The 18,338-nt window shown below is 73.3% G+C and carries 17 protein-coding genes; 8 read left to right on the top strand and 9 right to left on the bottom strand.

Translation table 11 applies throughout. The features are described from left to right. Positions 1 to 42 precede the first annotated feature (42 nt). The 6 genes from ACTVAJ_RS24460 (at position 43) to ACTVAJ_RS24435 (ending at position 4,624) form a co-directional block, all read left to right on the top strand. Positions 43 to 810: a class I SAM-dependent methyltransferase gene (locus ACTVAJ_RS24460; RefSeq protein ID WP_470390596.1), complete on the top strand. Its 768-nt coding sequence runs from the start codon at positions 43 to 45 to the stop codon at positions 808 to 810. A gap of 140 nt (positions 811 to 950) precedes the next feature. Then, complete coding sequence (locus tag ACTVAJ_RS24455) at positions 951 to 1,352, top strand: TOBE domain-containing protein (protein ID WP_470390595.1); 402 nt, start codon at positions 951 to 953, stop codon at positions 1,350 to 1,352. Further along, positions 1,345 to 2,187: a molybdate ABC transporter substrate-binding protein gene (gene modA, locus ACTVAJ_RS24450; protein WP_470390594.1), complete on the top strand. Its 843-nt coding sequence runs from the start codon at positions 1,345 to 1,347 to the stop codon at positions 2,185 to 2,187. The genes ACTVAJ_RS24455 and modA overlap by 8 nt, the downstream gene beginning before the upstream one ends. Continuing rightward, positions 2,184 to 2,999, top strand: coding sequence for an ABC transporter permease (locus tag ACTVAJ_RS24445; protein WP_470390593.1), 816 nt, complete (start codon positions 2,184 to 2,186; stop codon positions 2,997 to 2,999). The genes modA and ACTVAJ_RS24445 overlap by 4 nt, the downstream gene beginning before the upstream one ends. Next, positions 2,996 to 4,099: an ABC transporter ATP-binding protein gene (locus ACTVAJ_RS24440; RefSeq protein ID WP_470390592.1), complete on the top strand. Its 1,104-nt coding sequence runs from the start codon at positions 2,996 to 2,998 to the stop codon at positions 4,097 to 4,099. Before ACTVAJ_RS24445 ends, ACTVAJ_RS24440 begins: the two co-directional genes overlap by 4 nt. 189 nt (positions 4,100 to 4,288) lie before the next feature. After that, entirely contained in the window at positions 4,289 to 4,624 is a 336-nt protein-coding gene (locus tag ACTVAJ_RS24435) for a DUF3040 domain-containing protein (protein WP_470390591.1), read from the top strand. A gap of 36 nt (positions 4,625 to 4,660) precedes the next feature. On the opposite strand, the gene ACTVAJ_RS24430 is transcribed toward ACTVAJ_RS24435, so the two are convergent. From ACTVAJ_RS24430 to ACTVAJ_RS24420, 3 genes are all read right to left on the bottom strand, one after another. Beyond that, the gene (locus tag ACTVAJ_RS24430; protein ID WP_470390590.1) at positions 4,661 to 6,946 is read right to left on the bottom strand and encodes a penicillin-binding transpeptidase domain-containing protein; all 2,286 of its coding nucleotides are present in this window, start codon (positions 6,944 to 6,946) and stop codon (positions 4,661 to 4,663) included. A 630-nt stretch (positions 6,947 to 7,576) separates the two neighbouring features. After that, positions 7,577 to 8,923 carry an FAD-dependent oxidoreductase gene (locus tag ACTVAJ_RS24425; protein ID WP_470390651.1) on the bottom strand — a complete coding sequence of 449 codons (1,347 nt, stop codon included), beginning with the start codon at positions 8,921 to 8,923 and terminating at the stop codon, positions 7,577 to 7,579. Between the two features lie 322 nt (positions 8,924 to 9,245). Then, the gene (locus ACTVAJ_RS24420; RefSeq protein ID WP_470390589.1) at positions 9,246 to 9,932 is read right to left on the bottom strand and encodes a lysophospholipid acyltransferase family protein; all 687 of its coding nucleotides are present in this window, start codon (positions 9,930 to 9,932) and stop codon (positions 9,246 to 9,248) included. Between the two features lie 251 nt (positions 9,933 to 10,183). Here ACTVAJ_RS24420 and ACTVAJ_RS24415 point away from each other — a divergent pair, with 251 nt between their 5' ends. Next, complete coding sequence (locus ACTVAJ_RS24415; protein WP_470390588.1) at positions 10,184 to 10,837, top strand: cyclase family protein; 654 nt, start codon at positions 10,184 to 10,186, stop codon at positions 10,835 to 10,837. A gap of 60 nt (positions 10,838 to 10,897) precedes the next feature. Here ACTVAJ_RS24415 and ACTVAJ_RS24410 read toward each other — a convergent pair whose 3' ends face one another. From ACTVAJ_RS24410 to ACTVAJ_RS24390, 5 genes are all read right to left on the bottom strand, one after another. Beyond that, complete coding sequence (locus ACTVAJ_RS24410) at positions 10,898 to 12,970, bottom strand: FUSC family protein (protein WP_470390650.1); 2,073 nt, start codon at positions 12,968 to 12,970, stop codon at positions 10,898 to 10,900. Between the two features lie 75 nt (positions 12,971 to 13,045). Then, complete coding sequence (locus tag ACTVAJ_RS24405; protein WP_470390587.1) at positions 13,046 to 14,281, bottom strand: hypothetical protein; 1,236 nt, start codon at positions 14,279 to 14,281, stop codon at positions 13,046 to 13,048. Positions 14,282 to 14,347: 66 nt separating this feature from the next. Further along, on the bottom strand, positions 14,348 to 14,722 hold the full coding sequence (locus ACTVAJ_RS24400; protein WP_470390585.1) for a hypothetical protein: 375 nt from the start codon (positions 14,720 to 14,722) through the stop codon (positions 14,348 to 14,350). Continuing rightward, a complete protein-coding gene (locus ACTVAJ_RS24395; RefSeq protein ID WP_470390584.1) occupies positions 14,719 to 15,303 on the bottom strand; it encodes a TetR/AcrR family transcriptional regulator in 585 nt (194 codons plus the stop codon). The genes ACTVAJ_RS24400 and ACTVAJ_RS24395 overlap by 4 nt, the downstream gene beginning before the upstream one ends. 130 nt (positions 15,304 to 15,433) lie before the next feature. After that, positions 15,434 to 15,976 carry a GNAT family N-acetyltransferase gene (locus ACTVAJ_RS24390; RefSeq protein ID WP_470390583.1) on the bottom strand — a complete coding sequence of 181 codons (543 nt, stop codon included), beginning with the start codon at positions 15,974 to 15,976 and terminating at the stop codon, positions 15,434 to 15,436. Between the two features lie 314 nt (positions 15,977 to 16,290). Between ACTVAJ_RS24390 and ACTVAJ_RS24385 the strand changes: the two genes are divergently transcribed. Further along, positions 16,291 to 17,220 carry a LysR family transcriptional regulator gene (locus ACTVAJ_RS24385; RefSeq protein ID WP_470390582.1) on the top strand — a complete coding sequence of 310 codons (930 nt, stop codon included), beginning with the start codon at positions 16,291 to 16,293 and terminating at the stop codon, positions 17,218 to 17,220. A 187-nt stretch (positions 17,221 to 17,407) separates the two neighbouring features. Here the strand turns inward: ACTVAJ_RS24385 and ACTVAJ_RS24380 are convergent, their stop codons facing one another. Further along, positions 17,408 to 18,331, bottom strand: coding sequence for a LysR family transcriptional regulator (locus ACTVAJ_RS24380; protein WP_470390581.1), 924 nt, complete (start codon positions 18,329 to 18,331; stop codon positions 17,408 to 17,410). Between the last annotated feature and the right edge of the window lie 7 nt (positions 18,332 to 18,338).

Here is an 18,338-nt window from a genome sequence, read left to right as displayed (position 1 = left end):
CGGACAAGGGTCTTCACCGGCCACTTCGGAAAGGATGTGGGCGTGGGGGCGAAACAGAAGTTCGACGGGCTCAGTGAAGACTATGACCTGTACAGGCCGCGCTACCCGAAGGAATTCTTCAGGATCATCGTTCACGAGCTCCCGTCCTTTCCCGAGGTGACGGTCGTGGACGCGGGGGCGGGCACCGGAATCGCTCTGGAGGGACTGTGCCCGGTCCTGGGGGACGGGGCGCGCTACCTGGCCGTCGACGTGTCCGAGAGCATGGTCGACCGGGGTCGGGCCAAGTTCCCGGACGTGCGGTGGGCGGTCGGAGCCGCCGAACCCTTCCTGGAGGCGCTCGCCGCCCCCGTCCAGCTCGTCATGGCCGCGCAGGCCTACCAGTGGATGGACCGCCCCCGGTTCGTCGCGGCCTGTGCCGGGGCGCTGGCCCCCGGAGGGCTGCTCGCGGTCATGCAGAACAACCGCGACTACACCCTCAGCGGGTTCCTCGACGCCTACGAGACCCTGCTGGAGCGGCACAGCCCGGGCTACACCCGCAGGTACCGCGAGTTCGACATCGCCGGGGAACTGGCGGCGGGGTTCGACCCGACCGGCGGGCACGTCGGGGTCTCGGTCCTCACCTGGCGCACGCGGGTGGCCGTGGCCGACTTCGTGCGCATGTCCGCGTCCTCCACCCAGGTGCGGCGGGCGGTCGACAGCGAGGGGGAGGGGTTCCTCGGGCTGGTGCGCGCACTGTGCGAGGACCACGCGCGGGACGGGAGTGTGGAGGTGGCCTACCGTTCCGAACTCTTCCTCGGCAACCGGGGATAGGCCGCCGCGCCGCCACGGGGACGGACGATCCCACAAGGAGGCACTGACCTCGCAGATACGAGTCGGTGATCCGTACAAGATCGCAGATGCGATCTGGACGGGGCTGGAATGGTCGCGAACGCCAGTGCTACGTTCTCCCCATGCCCACCTACCGGATCAGTGACGCGGCCGAGCTTCTCGGCGTCAGCGCCGACACCGTCCGGCGGATGGTCGACTCCGGCCGCCTACCCGCCGCGCGCGACGAGTCGGGCCGACGCCTGATCGACGGAGCCGCCCTCGCCCGGCACCTGCGCGCCGCCCCCGAGGACGACCCCGCCCGCGAGTACTCCTCCGCACGCAACCGCTTCCGCGGACTGGTCACCAGCGTCACCCGCGACGGTGTCATGGCCAGTGTCGAGATCCAGGCCGGACCCCACCGCGTGGTCTCCCTGATGAGCCGCGAGGCCGCCGACGAACTCGACCTCCGGGTCGGCGCCCTGGCCACGGCGATCGTCAAGTCCACCAACGTCATCGTCGAGACCTCCGGAGGCCACCATGCCTGACACCCCCCGACACCCCCGAACCGCCGTCCTCCGCCGGGCCGCCCCCCTCCTCGCCGGAGCCCTCGCCCTGACCGCCTGCTCCGCGGGCGATGACGCCGGACCGGGCGGGCGGGGAGCCGCCGCGGAGGCCGACGGCGCCGGAACGCTCACCGTCCTGGCCGCAGCCTCCCTCACCGACGTCTTCACCGCGCTGGCCGAGGAGTTCGAGACCGCCAACCCGGGCGTGGAGGTCGAGTTGGGCTTCGCGGGAAGCAGCGCCCTGGCCACCCAGATCAACTCCGGAGCCCCCGCCGACGTGTTCGCCTCGGCCAACACCGACACCATGGCCCTGGTCGTCGACGGCGCGGGCCTGGACCCCGCGTGGTCCGCCGACCACGGCGGGGACGGCGCGGTCTTCGCCACCAACACCCTGCGCATCGCCGTGCCCCCGGGCAACCCCGCCGGTGTCGGGGACCTGGCCGACCTCGCCGACGACGCGGTGGCCACCGCCCTGTGCGCGCCGGAGGTCCCGTGCGGGGCGGCCACCGCGGCCGTCACCGACGCGGCGGGCGTCGCGATCGCCGCGGTCACCCTGGAGGAGGACGTCCGTGCCGTTCTGACCAAGGTCGAGCTCGGCGAGGTCGACGCCGGTCTGGTCTACGCCACCGACGTCGCCGCGGCCGGGGAGGCGGTCGAGGGCATCGACTTCCCCGAGGCCGGCTCCGCGGTCAACGAGTACCCCGTCGGAGTCCTGGCCGAGGCCGCCGAACCCGAACTGGCCGCCGCGTGGGTCGACCTCGTCCTGTCCGACACCGGTGCCGACGTCCTCACCGCCGCCGGGTTCGGGGCGCCGTGACCACCCCCGCCGCCACCCGCGGGAGGGTGCTGCGCGCCCGTTCGGGGCGCCCGCCCTGGATCCTGCTCGTCCCCGCGCTCCTCGGCGTCGCCTTCCTCGTCCTGCCCCTGGTCGGTCTGCTCGTCAGCGCCCCCTGGGCGACCATGGGCGATCGCCTCACCGACCCGGCGGTGCTGTCCGCGCTGTGGCTGTCCCTGTCCACCGCGACCGTCGCCACGGCCGTGTGCCTGGTTCTGGGCGTACCGCTGGCCTGGCTGCTCGCCCGCACCGAGTTCCCCGGGCGGCGCCTGGTCCGCGCCCTGATCACCGTTCCCCTGGTCATTCCGCCGGTGGTCGGCGGTGTGGCGCTGCTCCTGGTCCTGGGCCGCAACGGACTGCTCGGCCGCCACCTCGACGCCTGGTTCGGGCTGACGCTGCCGTTCACCACGGCCGCCGTCGTCCTCGCCCAGGTGTTCGTGGCGATGCCGTTCCTGGTCGTGAGCGTGGAGGGCGCGCTGCGCGGGGCGGACCGCCGCTTCGAGGAGGCCGCCGCCACCCTGGGCGCCAGCCGCACCACGGTCTTCGCCCGCGTCACCCTGCCCATGGTTCTGCCGGGGGTCGGGGCGGGCGCCGCCCTGTGCTGGGCCCGCGCGCTGGGCGAGTTCGGTGCCACCATCACCTTCGCCGGCAACTTCCCCGGCACCACCCAGACCATGCCCCTGGCGGTGTACATGGCCATGCAACGCGACCCCGAGGCCGCCGTCGTGCTCAGCCTCGTCCTCCTGTTCGTCTCCCTGGCCGTCCTGGCCGGTCTGCGCGGGAGGTGGACGTGACCGCGGCCGACGACCGACGGCCCCCGGCGGACCGTCCCGGAGCCGGAGCACCCGCCGTCGACGCCCGGCTGCGGCTCACCCGGGGGGACTTCACCCTCGACGTGACACTAAAGGTCGCCCCGGGGGAGGTGCTGGCCCTGCTCGGCCCCAACGGGGCGGGCAAGTCCTCGGCCCTGCGCGCCCTGGCGGGACTGGTCCCGCTCACCGACGGGCACGTGCGGGTCGAGGGCCGGGACGAGACCACCACGCCGGTCGAACGCCGTCCCATCGGCATGGTCTTCCAGGACTACCTGCTCTTCCGCCACATGAGTGCCCTGGACAACGTCGCCTTCGGACCGCGCTGCCAGGGCCTGTCCAAGGCCGCGGCGCGCGGACGGGCGGCCGACCTGCTGGCGGGCATGGACCTGGCCGCCCACGCGCGCTCCAGACCGGGGCGGCTGTCGGGCGGCCAGGCCCAGAGGGTCGCGCTGGCCCGGGCGCTGGCGGTGCGCCCCCGGCTGCTGCTCCTCGACGAACCGATGGCGGCGCTGGACGCCAGCACGCGCGTCGACGTGCGCGCCCGCCTTCGCCACCTGCTGGAGGACTTCGACGGCGCGGCCGTGCTGGTCACCCACGACCCGCTGGACGCGATGGTCCTGGCCGACCGGGTGGCCGTGGTCGAGTCGGGGCGGATCGTCCAGCAGGGGACCCCGGCCGAGGTGGCCAGGCGGCCCCGGACCCCCTACGTCGCCCGTCTGGTCGGGCTCAACCTGTTCCGCGGCCGGGGCCGGGGGTCCGTGGTGACGGTGCTCCGACCGGAGGGCGAGGAGGCTCCGCTGGTCCACGTGCACGAGCCGCACGAGGGCGAGGTCCTGGTGGCCTTCCCGCCCAGGGCCGTCGCGCTGTACGCGGACCGGCCGCACGGCAGTCCGCGCAACCTGTGGCGGCTCACGGTGGAGGGCGTCGAGCGGTTCGGTGACCAGGTCAGGGTCCGTCTGGCGGGCCCGGTGCCGTTGTCGGCCGACATCAGTCCGGCCGCGTTGGCCGAGTTGGGGCTGGTGCGGGGCACCCCCGTCTGGGCGGGGGTCAAGGCCGCCGAGGTGGAGTGCTACCCCGGTTGAGCCGGCGCGGATGCCGGTACCGCTCGTCCCGGCGCTGACGCCTGCCCGGAACAGCGCAAACACCAGACCTCGGATGAGTCGAATCCCTCCGAGGAAAACCCTCGGAACCTGGATATCCGACCCCCACCCGGGGGAGACTGTAGGCACCCGGAGATGACAGTCCTTCCCCCGGCGGCTGAGGAGGGTGCCATGTCGTTGAGAGAGCATGAGCGAAGAATCCTCGCGCAGATCGAGCGGCAGCTCAGCGAGGAGGCACCGGAGCTTGCCGGACGCCTGGAAGCCTTCGGGTCGGACGACCCCGATGCCCCGGTCGACCCCAGCCTGAGCGGTTGGCGGCCGTGGGTGGCGTGCGCCGTGATCGCGGCGGTCACCGCCGGACTTCTGGTCCTGCTCTTCGTCCTCACCCCGAGTCCGCCCCAGGCCTCACCCGCGAATCCGGCCGAGACCACCGAGACGACCCAGCCCGCCGACACCCCGGTGGCGCCCGCCCCGGTCGGACTGGACCCGGCCGGGACGGCGCCGTGACGGACCCCGGCCGCGGGAGGCCGGGGGTCCGCCGGGTCAGAGCGCGTTGGTGAACCTCGCGGCGATCGGTCCGGCCACGGACCCGCCGCCACCGCCTCCGTCCACCACCAGGGCGAAGGCGACGTCACCCTTGTAGCCGACCATCCACGCGTGGGTGGGCAGCTCGTCGTCCTCACCCTCCGGGGTGCCGTACTCGGCGCTGCCGGTCTTGCCGTACACCTCGCCCTGGAAGCCCGCGTCACGGGCGGTGCCGTCGGTGATCACGGCACGCATCATCGGCCGGATGGCCTCGGCGTTGGCGATCGGGTTCGGCTCGGGCAGGCCGTCGCGGGCGGGGTCGGTCACCAGCACCGGGTGCCGCCACGACCCGTCGGCGATCGCCGCCGGGACCGTGGCCATGTGCAGCGGGGAGGACTCGACCTGGCCCTGGCCGATGCTCTGCGCCCCCATCATCACGGCGCCGTCCGGTGCCGGGAAGCTGGGGTCGAAGTTGGGCACCCCGATGTCCAGCGGCGCGTTCATCCCGAACCGCTCGGCGCTGGCCACCAGGTCCTCCGACGACAGCTGCTCGACCACGCCGGCGACCAGGGCCGTGTTGCAGGAGGTCGCGAACGCCTCGGTCATCGTCTGCGCACCGTAGTCGGCCCCGCCCGCGTTGACGAACGCCCAGCCGCCCGGGTTGTACTCCTCCGGGCACTGCATCGTGGTGTCGGTGGTCATGCCGGAGTCGAGCAGCGCGCTGTAGGAGATGATCTTGAGCGCGGAACCGGGCGGGTACCGGCCCTCGAAGGCGCGGTTGAACCCGCCGGGGACGTTCACCGCGGCCAGGATCTCACCGGTGGAGGGGCGCACGGCGACCATCCCGGCGGGGTCGTCCGCGGTGAGGATGGCGGCGGCCGCCGCGTCCTGCACGGCCATGTCGATGCTGGTGGTGATGTCCTGGCCGGCACTGCCGTCCAGGGTCGCGACCGTGTTCGCCTCCGTGGCCTCCAGCGTGTCGGGGTCCTCGGCGGCGGCCGCGTCGACCGCGAGGATGGTCGTGGCCGCCTCACCGGCCAGCCGCTCCTCGTAGCTGCGCTGCAGCCCCGAGACACCGACGGTGTCGCCGACGCCGTAGGCGGGGCCGAGCCGTTCGACGTCCTCCTCGGTGGCCTCGCCCAGGGTGCCCACGATCATCTGGAGCGAACCGGTCGCGTCGTCCAGCGGGGTGCCGTCGGCGGCCAGCACGTGGCCGCGTTCGCCCCAGACGGTCGTGCGTGCGAGGGTCTGACCCTCGCCCAGCCCGGGGTGGGCCACCTCGGGCGTGAAGTCGACCAGCCATCTGCCGTCCTCCCGGACGAGGGGGAGTTCGCCCTCCCAGCCCCAGTCGCTGGCACCCGACAGGGTGACGGTCACCTCGTAGGGCGCGCTGCCGCTGCTCCCGTCGACCGTGGCGGCGCCGACCTCGACGGCCACCGTCTCCAGGCCCAGGCCCGAGTCGATCCCCTCCATGACCGCGGCCGCGTCGTCCCCGGTGGTGACGTCGGCCAGTCGCGCGTAGTCGCGTTCCTCCCAGGCGGCGGTGTACGCGGTGAGCGCCTCCTCCGGCCGGGGCCTGGACAGCACGAACCAGGACGCGGCGCCGCCGATCAGCGCCAGCACCGCCACCGCGGCGACCAGGCCGATGACCAGCCCCCTGCGCGAGCGGCGCTTCGGCGGTTCGGGTGCGCCGGGTCCGCCGGGGCCGTACGGTCCCCCGGGGTCCCCGGGTCCGCCGCCGTACAGGTACTCATCGCCGGGGCCGCCCGGAGCCGGTCCGGTCCGGTCCGGGGGACGGGGCGCCTCCGGGCCCCACCCGCCCTCCTGCGGTGCGGGGGCCCACCCCTCCGGTTCCGCGTGCGCGGCCGCACCGACCGGGTGGGGGGTGTCGCCGCGGTGGTCGGGCACGTCCTGGTGCGGCTGATCCGGGCGGCGCTCCCCGTCCGGCCGGGCGTCGTCCCAGCCGCCTCCGGCCCAGCTGTCCTCGGGCCTGGGGTCGTCCCATCCGCCTGCCCAGCTGTCCTCCGCCCGGGCGTCCGGAGCGTCCCCGGGGCCGATCGGGTGGGGCTGGGGGACGGGGGTGTCCCAGGAGTCCTCGGGACCCGACTGCGGGTGCGGGGGGCGGGTTTCGGGGGGAGCCACGGGGTCAGGGGGGCCGGGGTGGTCGGGTGCGGGGGTGTGGGGAGCCTCCGACCGCCGCGGGATGCGGTACGGGTTCTCCGGCCGGGTGCCCCGCGTTCGTGTGTCATCCGAACCCTCGGGGGGCCCGGGGGAGCCGTGCTGCCGGGGGGACCAGTCATCCACGCCTGATCGTCCTTCGCTACGTCGTGGGCTTCTCGGACCTGAGGGACCGAGCCTGCGGTCGAACACCCGACTGGCCGCCGAGAGCGTGCACCGCGTCCTACAGGATCCTAGGACCCCGGCGCCACGGGAGAAGTTCCGGTTCGCGTGCGCGACCGCGTCCGTGGTACGGGAGGTGAAGGGGAGGGAGTGCCTCGTCGGGACGGGCCGACGACCCGTACAAACCACACACCCCGCCCCCACCGGAGTGGGAGCGGGGCACGAGGTGTGATGGTCGGTATGGCGGTCGCCTCTCGGCGCGGGGCACAACGGGGCTCCTGGCCGTACGGTCACCCGCCCGGAGGGCGGGGCCGTACGCGGTATTCCGCGAAGGCAATAGTTGAGGCCCGGGGGACACTTGCTACCACACCGACCAACAGTGACTCTAACCCATCCGACCGGACCGTTGTTCCGTGACACGGGCTCGGGCGGCATGAGCGATCTCACGGTGACTACCGGCCGGTAGTGGGAACAGGAAATGGCCGGTCCCGCAGAGGGGCGCGGGACCGGCCGGGAGCTCACGCGCAGGGACCGGCCGGGCGCCGCGGAGGCGTACCCCGCCGTTCGCGGCGGGCAGCGTCCGAGGCGAACGGCCTACTCCTGGCGCGCGATGCTGGTCTGTTCCTCGCGTCCGCGCAGCTTCAGGCGCTTGCGGCCGCGTTCCTGGCCCAGTTCCTCCTCGCGGGCCTCGATCCGCTGCCACCCCTCCCAGGTGGTGTAGCGCACGCCGCGCGCCTCCAGCAGGGCGCGGAAGGCGACCGGGTCCGGCTCGGCCGCGGGGGTGAGGGACTCGCGGTCGGCCACCAGGTTGGTGACCGTCTCCAGGGCGTCGCCCTTGGTGTGGCCGATCAGGCCCACGGGGCCGCGCTTGATCCACCCGGTGGCGTACACGCCCTCGATGGGCTGGTCGTCCAGGTCCAGGACGCGGCCCTCGGCGTTGGGGACCACGCCGCGCTCCTCGTCGAAGGGCAGGTCGGCCAGGGGGGACCCCAGGTAGCCGATGGCGCGGTAGACGGCCTGGACCTCGTGGTCGACGAACTCGCCGGTGCCCTTGACGCCGCCGTCGCCGGTGAGCTCCATGCGCTCGGTGCGCAGGCCGGTGACGCGGTCCTCACCGGTGATCTCGACCGGGCGGTGCAGGAAGTGCAGGTGCAGGCGGCGTTCGGCGCCCTTGGGGTCGCGGATCGCCCAGTTCTGGAGGACCTTGACATTGGTCTTGACCTGGTTGGACTCCTCGCACGCCTGGAGGCTGCCCTCGTCCATGTCGAAGTCCTCGGGGTAGACGATGACCTCGACTCCGGGCTGCTTGTCCAGCTCGCGCAGCTCCATCGGCGTCGCCTTGCACTGGGCGATGCCGCGGCGGGCGAAGACGTGGACGTCGGTGATCTGCTTGGCGCGCAGACCCTCGTAGACGTTGTCGGTGATGTCGGTCTCCAGCAGGTCCTCGGCGCTCTTGGCGAGGATCCGGGCGACGTCGACGGCGACGTTGCCCGCGCCGATCACGGCGACGCTGGTGCCCTCGACGTGCCAGGAGGGGGAGACGTCGGGGTGGGAGTCGTACCAGAAGACGAAGTCCGCCGCTCCGTGGCTTCCGGGCAGGTCGACTCCGGGGACGTCCAGCGGCCGGTCCCGGTCGCTGCCGGTGGAGAAGACGACCGCGTCGTAGTACTGGCGCAGGTCCTCGAGCTTGAGGTCGACGCCGTACTCGACGTTGCCGTAGAAGGTGATCTCGGGCTTGTCCAGGATCTTGTGCAGCGCACCCTGGATCTGCTTGATCCGGGGGTGGTCCGGGGCGACGCCGTAGCGGACCAGGCCGTAGGGGGAGGGCAGCTTGTCCAGGATGTCGATGCTGACGGACGTGCCGCACGCGGACAGGGTCTCGTCCTTGGTGAGCAGGTCCGCGGCGTAGATGCCCGCGGGCCCCGCACCCACGATTCCCACTCGCAGTGGTCGCGTCATCGCACAGCTCCAAGTCTTCGCGCCAAGGTCGGACGCCATTGGTAAGGCTTGCCTAATCTATCCGGTGGTGACACCGTGAAAACCTACTATAATGGTAGGCAATTCCCCCCGTGGTCCGAGGGGCCGTCGGTCTCGCGATCGGGTCGGCCCGCGCGGCATCCCAGGCGGGAAGGGGTCCGTGGCCCCTCCGGCGTACTCCGGCGGGGCGCTTCACCGGGGGTCAACGCCCGGCCAAGGGAGGATCAGCCCGCCCCCGGGTGTGGGGAAAGTCACGCTCCGGGGCGGTGCGCGGTCGGGCCGGAGGTCAGCTCCCCTGGGACAGCTCGGCCTTGACCGACGCGGCGAACCGGGGCACCTGCTCCTGGTTGGACAGCTTGGCGATCGCGGCCATGATGGCGTCCGTGGCCGACCGGCGCGCCCTGGCCCTGTGTGCCTGGCCCTCCCACGGGGACAGGTCGACCGGTTCCCCGAAGCGCACCCCGACGCGGTTGAACGAGGGGACCCGCCGGCCGCCGGGCAGGATCCGCTCCGTGCCCGCCAGTGCCACCGGCACCACGGGGGCGCCCGTGGTCAGTGCCAGCCAGGCCAGTCCGGTCTGGCCCCGGTAGAGGCGGCCGTCCGGCGAGCGCGTCCCCTCGGGGAAGATTCCGAAGACCTCGCCGCCGCGCAGCACGTCCAGGCTGTTGTCCATCGCCTCCTGGGCGCTCTGCCCGGGGCGGCGGTCCACCGACAGCTGGCCGATCGCGCGCAGGGCGCGCGTGAGGGCCCGTTTGGGCAGCGTCCCCTCGTCGAAGAGTTCCTGCTTGGCGATGAAGCGCACGGGGCGGGGGCAGGCCACTCCGACGAAGAGGGGGTCGATGAGCGCGAGGTGGTTGGCGGCCAGGATCACCGGTCCCCGCGCGGGGACGTGGTGGACGCCCTCCACGCGTTGCGGCCACACCAGGCGTGTCGCGGGCGCGATGACGGCCTTGGCGGCTCCGTACAGTGACACGATGGGGTCGCCCCTTCTCCATGGTTGCCGTGTGGTGCGGGGAGGGGTGCCGGAGGCGCCACGGTCCGCCGCCGTGTTCGCCTTCGAGCGTATCGGGGTTCGTGTGTGCACGGTGTGCCCCGGGCCAGCCGGTTTTTCCTGTTTCCTCCCACTGCCGTGACGTGGACCACACGCGCTAGGGTGTTGGTCTAGACCTCTGACGAGGGTGCGGGGGTCGTTCCGGACGCGCGTGCGAAGCGAGGAAGACAGCCATGCCGAAACTGGTCGACGTCAGCCACCAGATCACCGACGGGATGTCCACCTGTCCCGGCCTGCCCGAACCGTCCGTGGAGGAGGGGACCGCGTCCGGAGGCTCCGAGCCCGGCCACGAGACCAGCAGCGGGCGGGTCACCATGGTCGGGGCCACCGGGACGTACGTGGAGATGCCCTCCCACCGCTACCGGGACGGAGCCGACCTGGCCGACCTCGACCTGGACCGGGTCGCCGACCTGCCCGGCGTGATGGTCACCGCCACGGGTGCGCGCGCCATCGGCCCCGAGGCCCTCTCCGGGGTCGACGTGCGCGGCCGCGCCGTGCTCGTGCGCACCGGCTGGGACCGCCACTGGCGCACCGAGGCCTACGGCGACCCCGACCACCCCCACCTGACCGAGGACGCGGCCAAGGCCCTCGTCGACGGCGGCGCCAGGCTGGTCGGCGTCGACGGGCTCGGCGTGGACGACACCTCACCCGCGGCCCAGGGCGCCCGCCCCGCGCTCGCGGTCCTGCTGGCGGCCGGGATCCCCGTCGTCTCGCACCTGTGCCTCCTCGACCAGCTGCCGGAGGAGGGGTTCACCTTCTACGCGGTGCCCGCCAAGGTGCGCGGCATGGCGGCCTTCCCGGTGCGCGCCTTCGCCCGTCTCGACTGACCGTTCCCGGGACGCCGGCCTCTCCGCGTCCGCGGGCCGCGACGCCTGACCCGCGGGCCCTCAGAGGTCGGCGTCCACGTCCTTCTGCGCCCGCCGCCTCTCCCTCAGGGCGCGGCGCTCGGCCTCCTGCTGGGCCGTGCGCTCGTCCTGGGCGACCGCGTTGGTCATCGAGTTGGACAGCGCCCGCAGCTCCATGTTGATCCTCGGATAGGCGGGCAGCCTCGGCAGCGCGCCCAGGCGCGGCGTCCGCCGATCCGCCATCGAGGAGATCAACTCCCTGAAGGCCAGGTCGACCCGCTGGAGCGTGATGACGCCCACCGGGGCGGGGCTCTCCAGAGCCAGGGCGGACAGCGCCAGGTACCCGGTGCGCTGCGTGGCCACCACGACCGGCCACAGCGGGCGGGTGGCGGCCGCCCGCGGCACGTCGCCGATGGCGCTCTCGTAGACCCCGCGCAGGTTGACCAGCGCCGCCCGCATGTCGCGCCGCAGCTGGTAGCGGCGCTCGGGTCCGACCCGCACCTCCTGGTCCAGGACCGCGACCACGCACTGGCGGGCGTTGTCCAGGACCCCGATGATCGCCTGCGGCAACCGGGTGGCCGACGCGCTGCGCCACAGCAGGAGCGCCCCGGCCAGTCCGAACAGCGAACCGACCACGGTGTCGATGATGCGCGACTCGGCCAGGGCCGTGATCGGGTGCGGTGAGGCCGTGTACGACAGCAGCAGGGCCATCGGTGTGAGCAGCACCGACGCGTAGAAGAAGTTGCGGCCCACGACCAGCTGGGTCAGACCCTGGAAGGTCCCGGCCAGGACCACGACCACCGGCAGCGGCAGGTCGAGGGAGAGCAGCAACGCTCCGATCACCACGCCGAGCAGGGTACCCAGCGACCGCTGGAGCGACCGGTTGACGGTCAGGACGACGTTGCCGCCCTGGAGGACGGCGGTCGCGGTGATCGCCACCCAGTAGTAGTGGTCCAGCCCGAGCCACAGCCCGAACGCCCCGCCCAGGGTCACGGTGATCCACATCCGCAGCGCGGTGGGCCGGATCAGGGACTCCGCGCTCAGACTGGACCGCAACGCGCCCCACAGCGCCGGGTAGCGCTGGTCGTCCAGTGCGCGGGCGCGCTCGTCCTCCTCGTCGTGGCCGGGCCGGTGCGCCGCCTGCGCCGCCCTGGCCAGCAGACCGTACAGCCGGGCCTCCAGGGAGCGCGGTCGCATACCGCGCCGCAGGTCGTCGAGTTCGGCGGGGTCGGGCGCCCGGTCGGGGCCGGCGACGGCCGGCACCAGCCGGTCGGCGAAGTCGGCCGCGCTCTCCGGCAGGGAGGAGATCCTGACCATGGACACCTGCGTGGCGGACAGGTGGATGTCGGAGACCCAGCGCAGCAGCGAGCGCAGCCGGGCCGCCTCCGGGGTGGAGCGGTAGCCGCGGGTCTGCGCCAGCAGGACGATCCGCCAGGCCTCGGCGACCGCCACCGACGCCCTGTGCTGGGCGTGGTCGAGTTCGGCGGTGCCCACCGCGCGCAGGAGCGCGGCCAGCTCCCGGTAGGCCTCCGACACCGCCCGGTACTCGGGGTGCCGTGCCAGGACGGGGGCGCCCGACATCGACACCGACCAGCCGACGGCCGCGCCCAGGGCGGCCACACCCGCGTGCAGGGGGATGTCGGCCAGCCCGCCGGGGGCGATCGTGGAGATCGCGCAGACCAGCACGAAGAACAGGGCGCCGGGCTTGTCCACCCGCCAGGCCGCGCACACCCAGGTGGCGGTTCCGGCGACGAGTCCGATCGCGGCGACCGACGCCCACGCCGACACTGCCGAGGCCAGTGAACCGAGGGTCACGCTGGCGACGAACCCCAGGCCGACCAGGGCCAGTGCCGCCGACCGGTAGACGTAGGGGGTCTTCTTCTCGTAGAGCACCGTCATGGAGCCCAGGGCGGCCAGGGTGCCGATCTGGGGGCCGAACAGCCACGTGGCCAGCCCGAAGGAGGTGGCCATGGCGACCGTCGCCTGCACGGCGGTGGTCCAGGCCCACGCCCCCGCCTCCAGGCCGAAGAGGGCCCTGAGGTCGACTCTGGGCCGGGGTCGTTCCGCCACCCGGGCACGCTCCGGTCCCTGACCGGGTGACCCGCCCAGGTGCATCGGGCCGGTGTCGCCGGTCGTTCCCAGATCTCGCACGACTTCCATCCTAGATCGGGTCACATAGGCGTTTTGTGACTAATGGCGGGTTGCGGTGTCGCCGTCCGGCGTCCGCGCGTGGGCGGCCTCTGCGCGGTCGGCCCGCTCCTCCGCCTGCCGGGCGCGTTCCTCGGCGCGCTCCCGGGCCTCCTCGGCCACCGTCAGGCGGGCGGCCGCCGCCGTGCGCGACTCGTCCAGGGTGATCTCGGCGTTGCGGCGCTGGGTCTGCAGTTCCGCTGCCAGGCGCGACCGTTCGGCGTCGGCGCGCTCCAGCTCCGCGGTCAGACGGACGCGTTCGGCGTCGGCGGCGGACCGGTCGGCCTCCCGGCGCTCGTGGGCGCGCTCCAGTTCGGTGTCGAAGCGGGCACGCTCGGCGGTCAGCGTCTCGGCCGCCTCCCGGGCCCGTGCGTCGGCGCCTTCGGCGCGAGCCGTGGCCCGCTCCGCGGCCAGGACGGCCTCGTCGCGCAGACGGGCGTACTCGGCGGCCTCGGCCCGGAGCTGTTCCGCCTCGGCGCGGGCGTGCTGGAGACGCCGGGCCGCCTCGGCGCGGGCGTGTTCCAGTTCGCCCCGTACCCGTTCCACCTCCGTGCGGGCGCGCGCGTCGGCCTCGGCCACGCGGCGCTCCGCGGCGGCGAGCCCCGCGTTGGCCTCGGTGACGGCGGCGTCGCGTTCGGCCTCCGCCAGCCGGGCCCCGGCCCGGGTCTGGTCCCGCTCGGCCTCTGCCGCGTTCCTGCGCCCGACCGCCTCCTCGGCGATCCGCTCGGCCGCGTGGGTGGCGTTGACCGCCGAGGCTGCCGCCTCCTCGGCCACGCGCCGGGCGGCCTCGGCCTCACGGCGCCGGTTCTCCGCCTCCAGCCGGGCGCCGTCCGCCTCGGCCGCGCGGCGGGCGCCCGCCAGGCGGGCCGCCTCCACCTGGGCCTCGGCGGCGGCGGGGTCGGTCATCGTCGCGAAGGCCTCGGTCGCGGACCTCAGGGTCTCGGTCATCTGCTCGCTCTGCACGGCGAACCGGGTGAGCAGGTCGTCGGCGCGGAGCCGGGCCGCGGTCACCGGTTCGGCGGGGGCCGCCGCGGACCCGGTCTCACCAGGGGCGGCGGCAGCGGTCTCCTCCTCGCGGCGCTCGGCCTCCTGCGCCAGCCGCTGGCGTTCGCGCCAGGCCCGCCATCGGGTGTGCTCGGGTAGGTCGCAGTACTCGGGCGGGCGGCCGGGGGAGGAGCCCCGGGGCACGGACCGGTCACAGCCGGGGAAGTTGCAGGTGTTGGAGTCGGAGGTGGCCACGGGGTGAGCTTAACGCCCTCCCCGTGGTGAGCCGGGGACCGCCATGGGACGTCCGCCGCCGGGTCGCTAGAGCACCCCGGCCGCGGCCAGGGCCGCCACCGGAAGCAGCAGGATCCACTGCGGTAGCCGCAGCAGCGGGCGGGACCAGCCCGCGCGGAGCGTGATCACCAGGAACACCGCCGCGTACGCGAGGAAGTGGGCGGCGATGAAGAGGACGAGCGGTGCGTTGGCGGCCGACCGGGGCGCGAGGGCGATCAGTGTGACGCCGCTGAACAGGAGGTCCGCGGTGGCGAAGTGCCACACCGCGTGCAGGGTACGCCGCGGCCCGGCCTCCAGCGGGCTGACCAGCAGTGGCCGGACCACGTCGCGCCCTCCGGAGACGAGGTGGATCAGTGCCGTCACGGTCGCCAGGGCCCCCGCGGCCAGAAGCCATCCGTTCACCGTGCCCCGATTCCCTCGGCGGCGATTCCGGCGACGCTGCGCGCCAGTCGGGGGTCGGCGGGCTCACCGAGGACGCCCAGCCGGAACAGGACGGTTCCGACGAGGGTGTCGAGCACCAGGTCGGTATCGACGCCCGGACCGACCTCGCCGCGCTCCCGGGCCCGGTCGAAGACGTCGGCCAGGCGCTCCTTGGCGGGGGCGAGGAAGGCGGAGCGGATCCTGGCGCGCAGTTCGGGGACGGCGGCGAAGTCCGCCAGCAGTCCGGGCAGCGCGGCGGCGGCCGGCGCGCTGAACTCGTCGATCAGTTGCCGGACGAGGACGGTGAGGTCGCCCACGAGAGTTCCGGTGTCGGGAACCGGCGCGGTGTCGGTGGTGGTGAACACCGCCTCGTAGACGAGTTCGGCCTTGCCTGACCACCGGCGGTAGATGGTGTCCTTGCCGACCCCGGCCCGGCTCGCCACGGCCCCGAGGGACGTGGCGGCGTAGCCGACGTCGGCCACCAGTTCGGCGGTGGCGGCGAGGATCGCCGCGTGTGAACGCGCGTCTCGCGGGCGTCCGCGCGGAGCGGTTCCGGAAGTCATGCTCCACTTTTACCATACGGGTCGACCCGTATGGAAAATCGCCCGTTGCCGACCGAGCGCACGCGCTCCCGCCCACGTACCGGGGGACCGTACGTGGGCGGGAGCGGGGCGCAGGTGCCGAGGGGCGCCGCTAGTCGTGCGCGCCGAACCCGTCGACGCGGCAGACCATCGTGGTCACGAAGGGACGGAAGCCCTCCTGCTCCAGGAAGCGGATGTCCTCGGAACTGGTCGCCAGTGCGGAGAACTCGATGTCGCGCACACCCATCGCGGCGAGCTGGCGGCGCACCTCCTCCAGGAGTTGGGAGCCCACGCCGCTGCCGGAGTACTCGGGGTCGACGGCGAAGGTCTGCACGACCGCGACCCGGTCGCCCCGGTCCCAGCTGCCCTGGGCGTTCTCGCGGATGGTCACCATCGCGTACCCGGCCGGGTCGTCACCGCTCTCGGCGAGGATCGCCATGGTGTCGGGGTCGGCGAGCCAGGAGACGTACTGGGCGCGGCGGCGGCGCCAGGACTCGTCCAGGCTCACGGCGCTGATGATGTCCGCGAGGTGCGGGGCGGTCACCGTGTGCTGCTGGTGGAGGGCGCCCCACAGGTCCACGAGCTCGTCCACCTCGTGGGCGCCCAGGTAGCGGAAGCTGAGAACGCCGACGTCGGAAGGTCGAGGTTTGGTCATCAGCGAAGTTTGCATGTTCTTTCCACCCGTTCCACCAGCATTGGGTGCTGATCCCCTGGGGGTGCGGTGTGCGTCCCCGTGGTTGAACTGTGCGTCTGACTGTACGTGCCGGTATCGACCGGAACATCGTCAACACGAGGAAAGACGGCTACGAGATCACTCTAGGGGAAGAAGTTAAGAATTTCTTTGATCGATCGCTGATGTGTTCGGCGTCAGGGATGGCCTGGACGGTGTGCAGCGAATCACGCGCCCAAGTCAGTCAACATGCCTGAAACGCCGACGAAACGTGATCGTTCTGCCATAAATTGGGAGACATGATCGACGTTCGGCGGTTGCAGCTCCTCCAGGCCCTCGACCGCCACCGCACGGTGGCGGCCACGGCGGAGGCGCTCCACGTCACACCGTCGGCGGTCTCCCAGCAGCTCGCGGCCCTGGCCCGGGAGGCCGGGGTCCCCCTCGTCGAACGCTCGGGCCGCCGTTTCCTGCTCACCGGTGCCGCGCGGGTCCTGCTGGAACGCGCCCCCGCCATCTTCGCGGAGATGGAGCGCGCCACCTCCGACCTGGCCGAGTACGTGGCCGGAGACCGCGGTGTCGTCCGGATCGGCTCCTTCGCCACCGGTATCAGCGACCTCATCGCCCCCGCCCTGGCCCGTCTGCGGGTCAGCCACCCGGGCTGGTCCTTCGAGGTCGTGCAGGCAGAACCCGAGGAGTGCACCGAGATGGTCCGCTCCGGGAGCCTGGACATCGCGCTCACCATGTCCTCCGAGGACCTGCCCTCCAGCGGTGACCCCGAGTTCCGCACCGACCCCGTCATGGTCGAGCTGTTCGACGCGATCCTGCCCTACCAGCACCCGCTGTCCACCCGCACCGACCTGCACCTGGCCGAGGACCTCGCCGGGGAGGACTGGATCATGTCCGCCCCCGGCAGCGCCTGGCACTCGTGCGTGGCCGCCGCCTGCAACCGGGTGGGGTTCCAGCCCCGCGTGGTGCACACCGTCGACGACTTCGGTGCCGTGTTCGGCATGGTGCAGGCCGGGCTCGGGGTGACGCTCATGCCGCGCCTGGCGTGGACCGGGCTGAGCACCCCGCACATCGTCGTGCGCGGGGTGCGCGAGACCGCGCGGCGCCACGTCATCGCCCTGTCCCGGTCCGGTGCCAACCCCGAGCCCCTGCTCACCGCCGTCCGCGAGGCCGCCAGCAAGGTCCCCGTGCCGTCGGTGGGGCCGTTCGCCGTCGCGGGCTAGCCGTGTTCGTCCTGGTCCTGGGCTGCGCTTCGGACCGGGTTCGGGCGCCCGGGAGGCGGGTTGCTTCCTCCTCAGCTTCGCCTGTCGCTCGTACCTCGCTCGCGGCTCGCCTCGTCGTGCAGCACCCCGCCGACGCCCGAACGGTGACCCCCTGGGGCCTTCGCTCTGCCTCGGCCCGCCCGGGCGGTCACGTCTCCGGAGGGGGAGGGACCTCGTCGAGGACGCCGCGGGCGGCCTGGTGCAGGTAGCGCGCGACCACCCGGATCGGGCGCCAGGCCCACCCTCCGGTGCGTCCGGCCAGATAGATCCGGCGCACCCCGCCCAGCTCCCCGAGGGGAGCGTGGGTCACGCCGCGCCGGGTCGACACCGACAGCCGCGACATCACCCCCACCGCCACCCCCGAGGCGACCAGCTCCTCGCACAACTCCAGGTTCTCGATGCGGTGCGCGATCTGCGGGGTGAACCCGGCGTCGGCGCACATCCGCTGGACCAACGCCTCCTCGTCGCCCCGGTACGGGCTGGCGAACCACGACGCCCCGGCGAACTCGCGCAGCCGCCGCCGGGTCAGTGTCCGGCTGTCGCCCCGGTCCGAGGGCTGGGACAGCAGCAGCCCCTCCGTGCCGATCGGCCGAACTGTCAGGGTTCCCGGGAATTCCCGGGGGAGCAGACTGTACTGGTACACGACCCCCAGGTCGGCCTGTCCGTCCTGGAGGAGTGCCAGCGCCTGCTCCGACTCGTACTCGGTCAGGTGGATGTCGATGCCCGGGTGGTCCTCCCGCAGCCGACGCACCGCGGGCAGCACCAACGGCGCCGCGCTGGTGTACATCACCAGGTGGACGCGGCCCTCCGGGTCGCCCTCGCCCTCGAACTCGGCCTTGGCGGCCTCCACGCGCGCCAGGATGCCCACGGCGTGTTCGGCCAGCCTCCGCCCGGCCGGGGTCAGCCGCACCCGGCGCCCGTCCTGCGCCAGGAGCGGCACACCCGCCTCCCGTTCCAGGACGGCGAGGTGTTTGGAGACCGCGGACGTGCTCATGCCCGTGACCTCGGACACAGCGACCATGGTGCCCAGGCGCTCCAGTTCGACCAGCAGGCGCAGCCGGGTGAAGTCCATCCACCAA

The sequence above is a fragment of the Nocardiopsis sp. KDC1DS13DA1 genome (genome assembly GCF_055632325.1).
The sequence above is the reverse complement of the archived record's forward strand: the minus strand, read 5'-3'. Positions and strand labels throughout refer to the sequence as shown.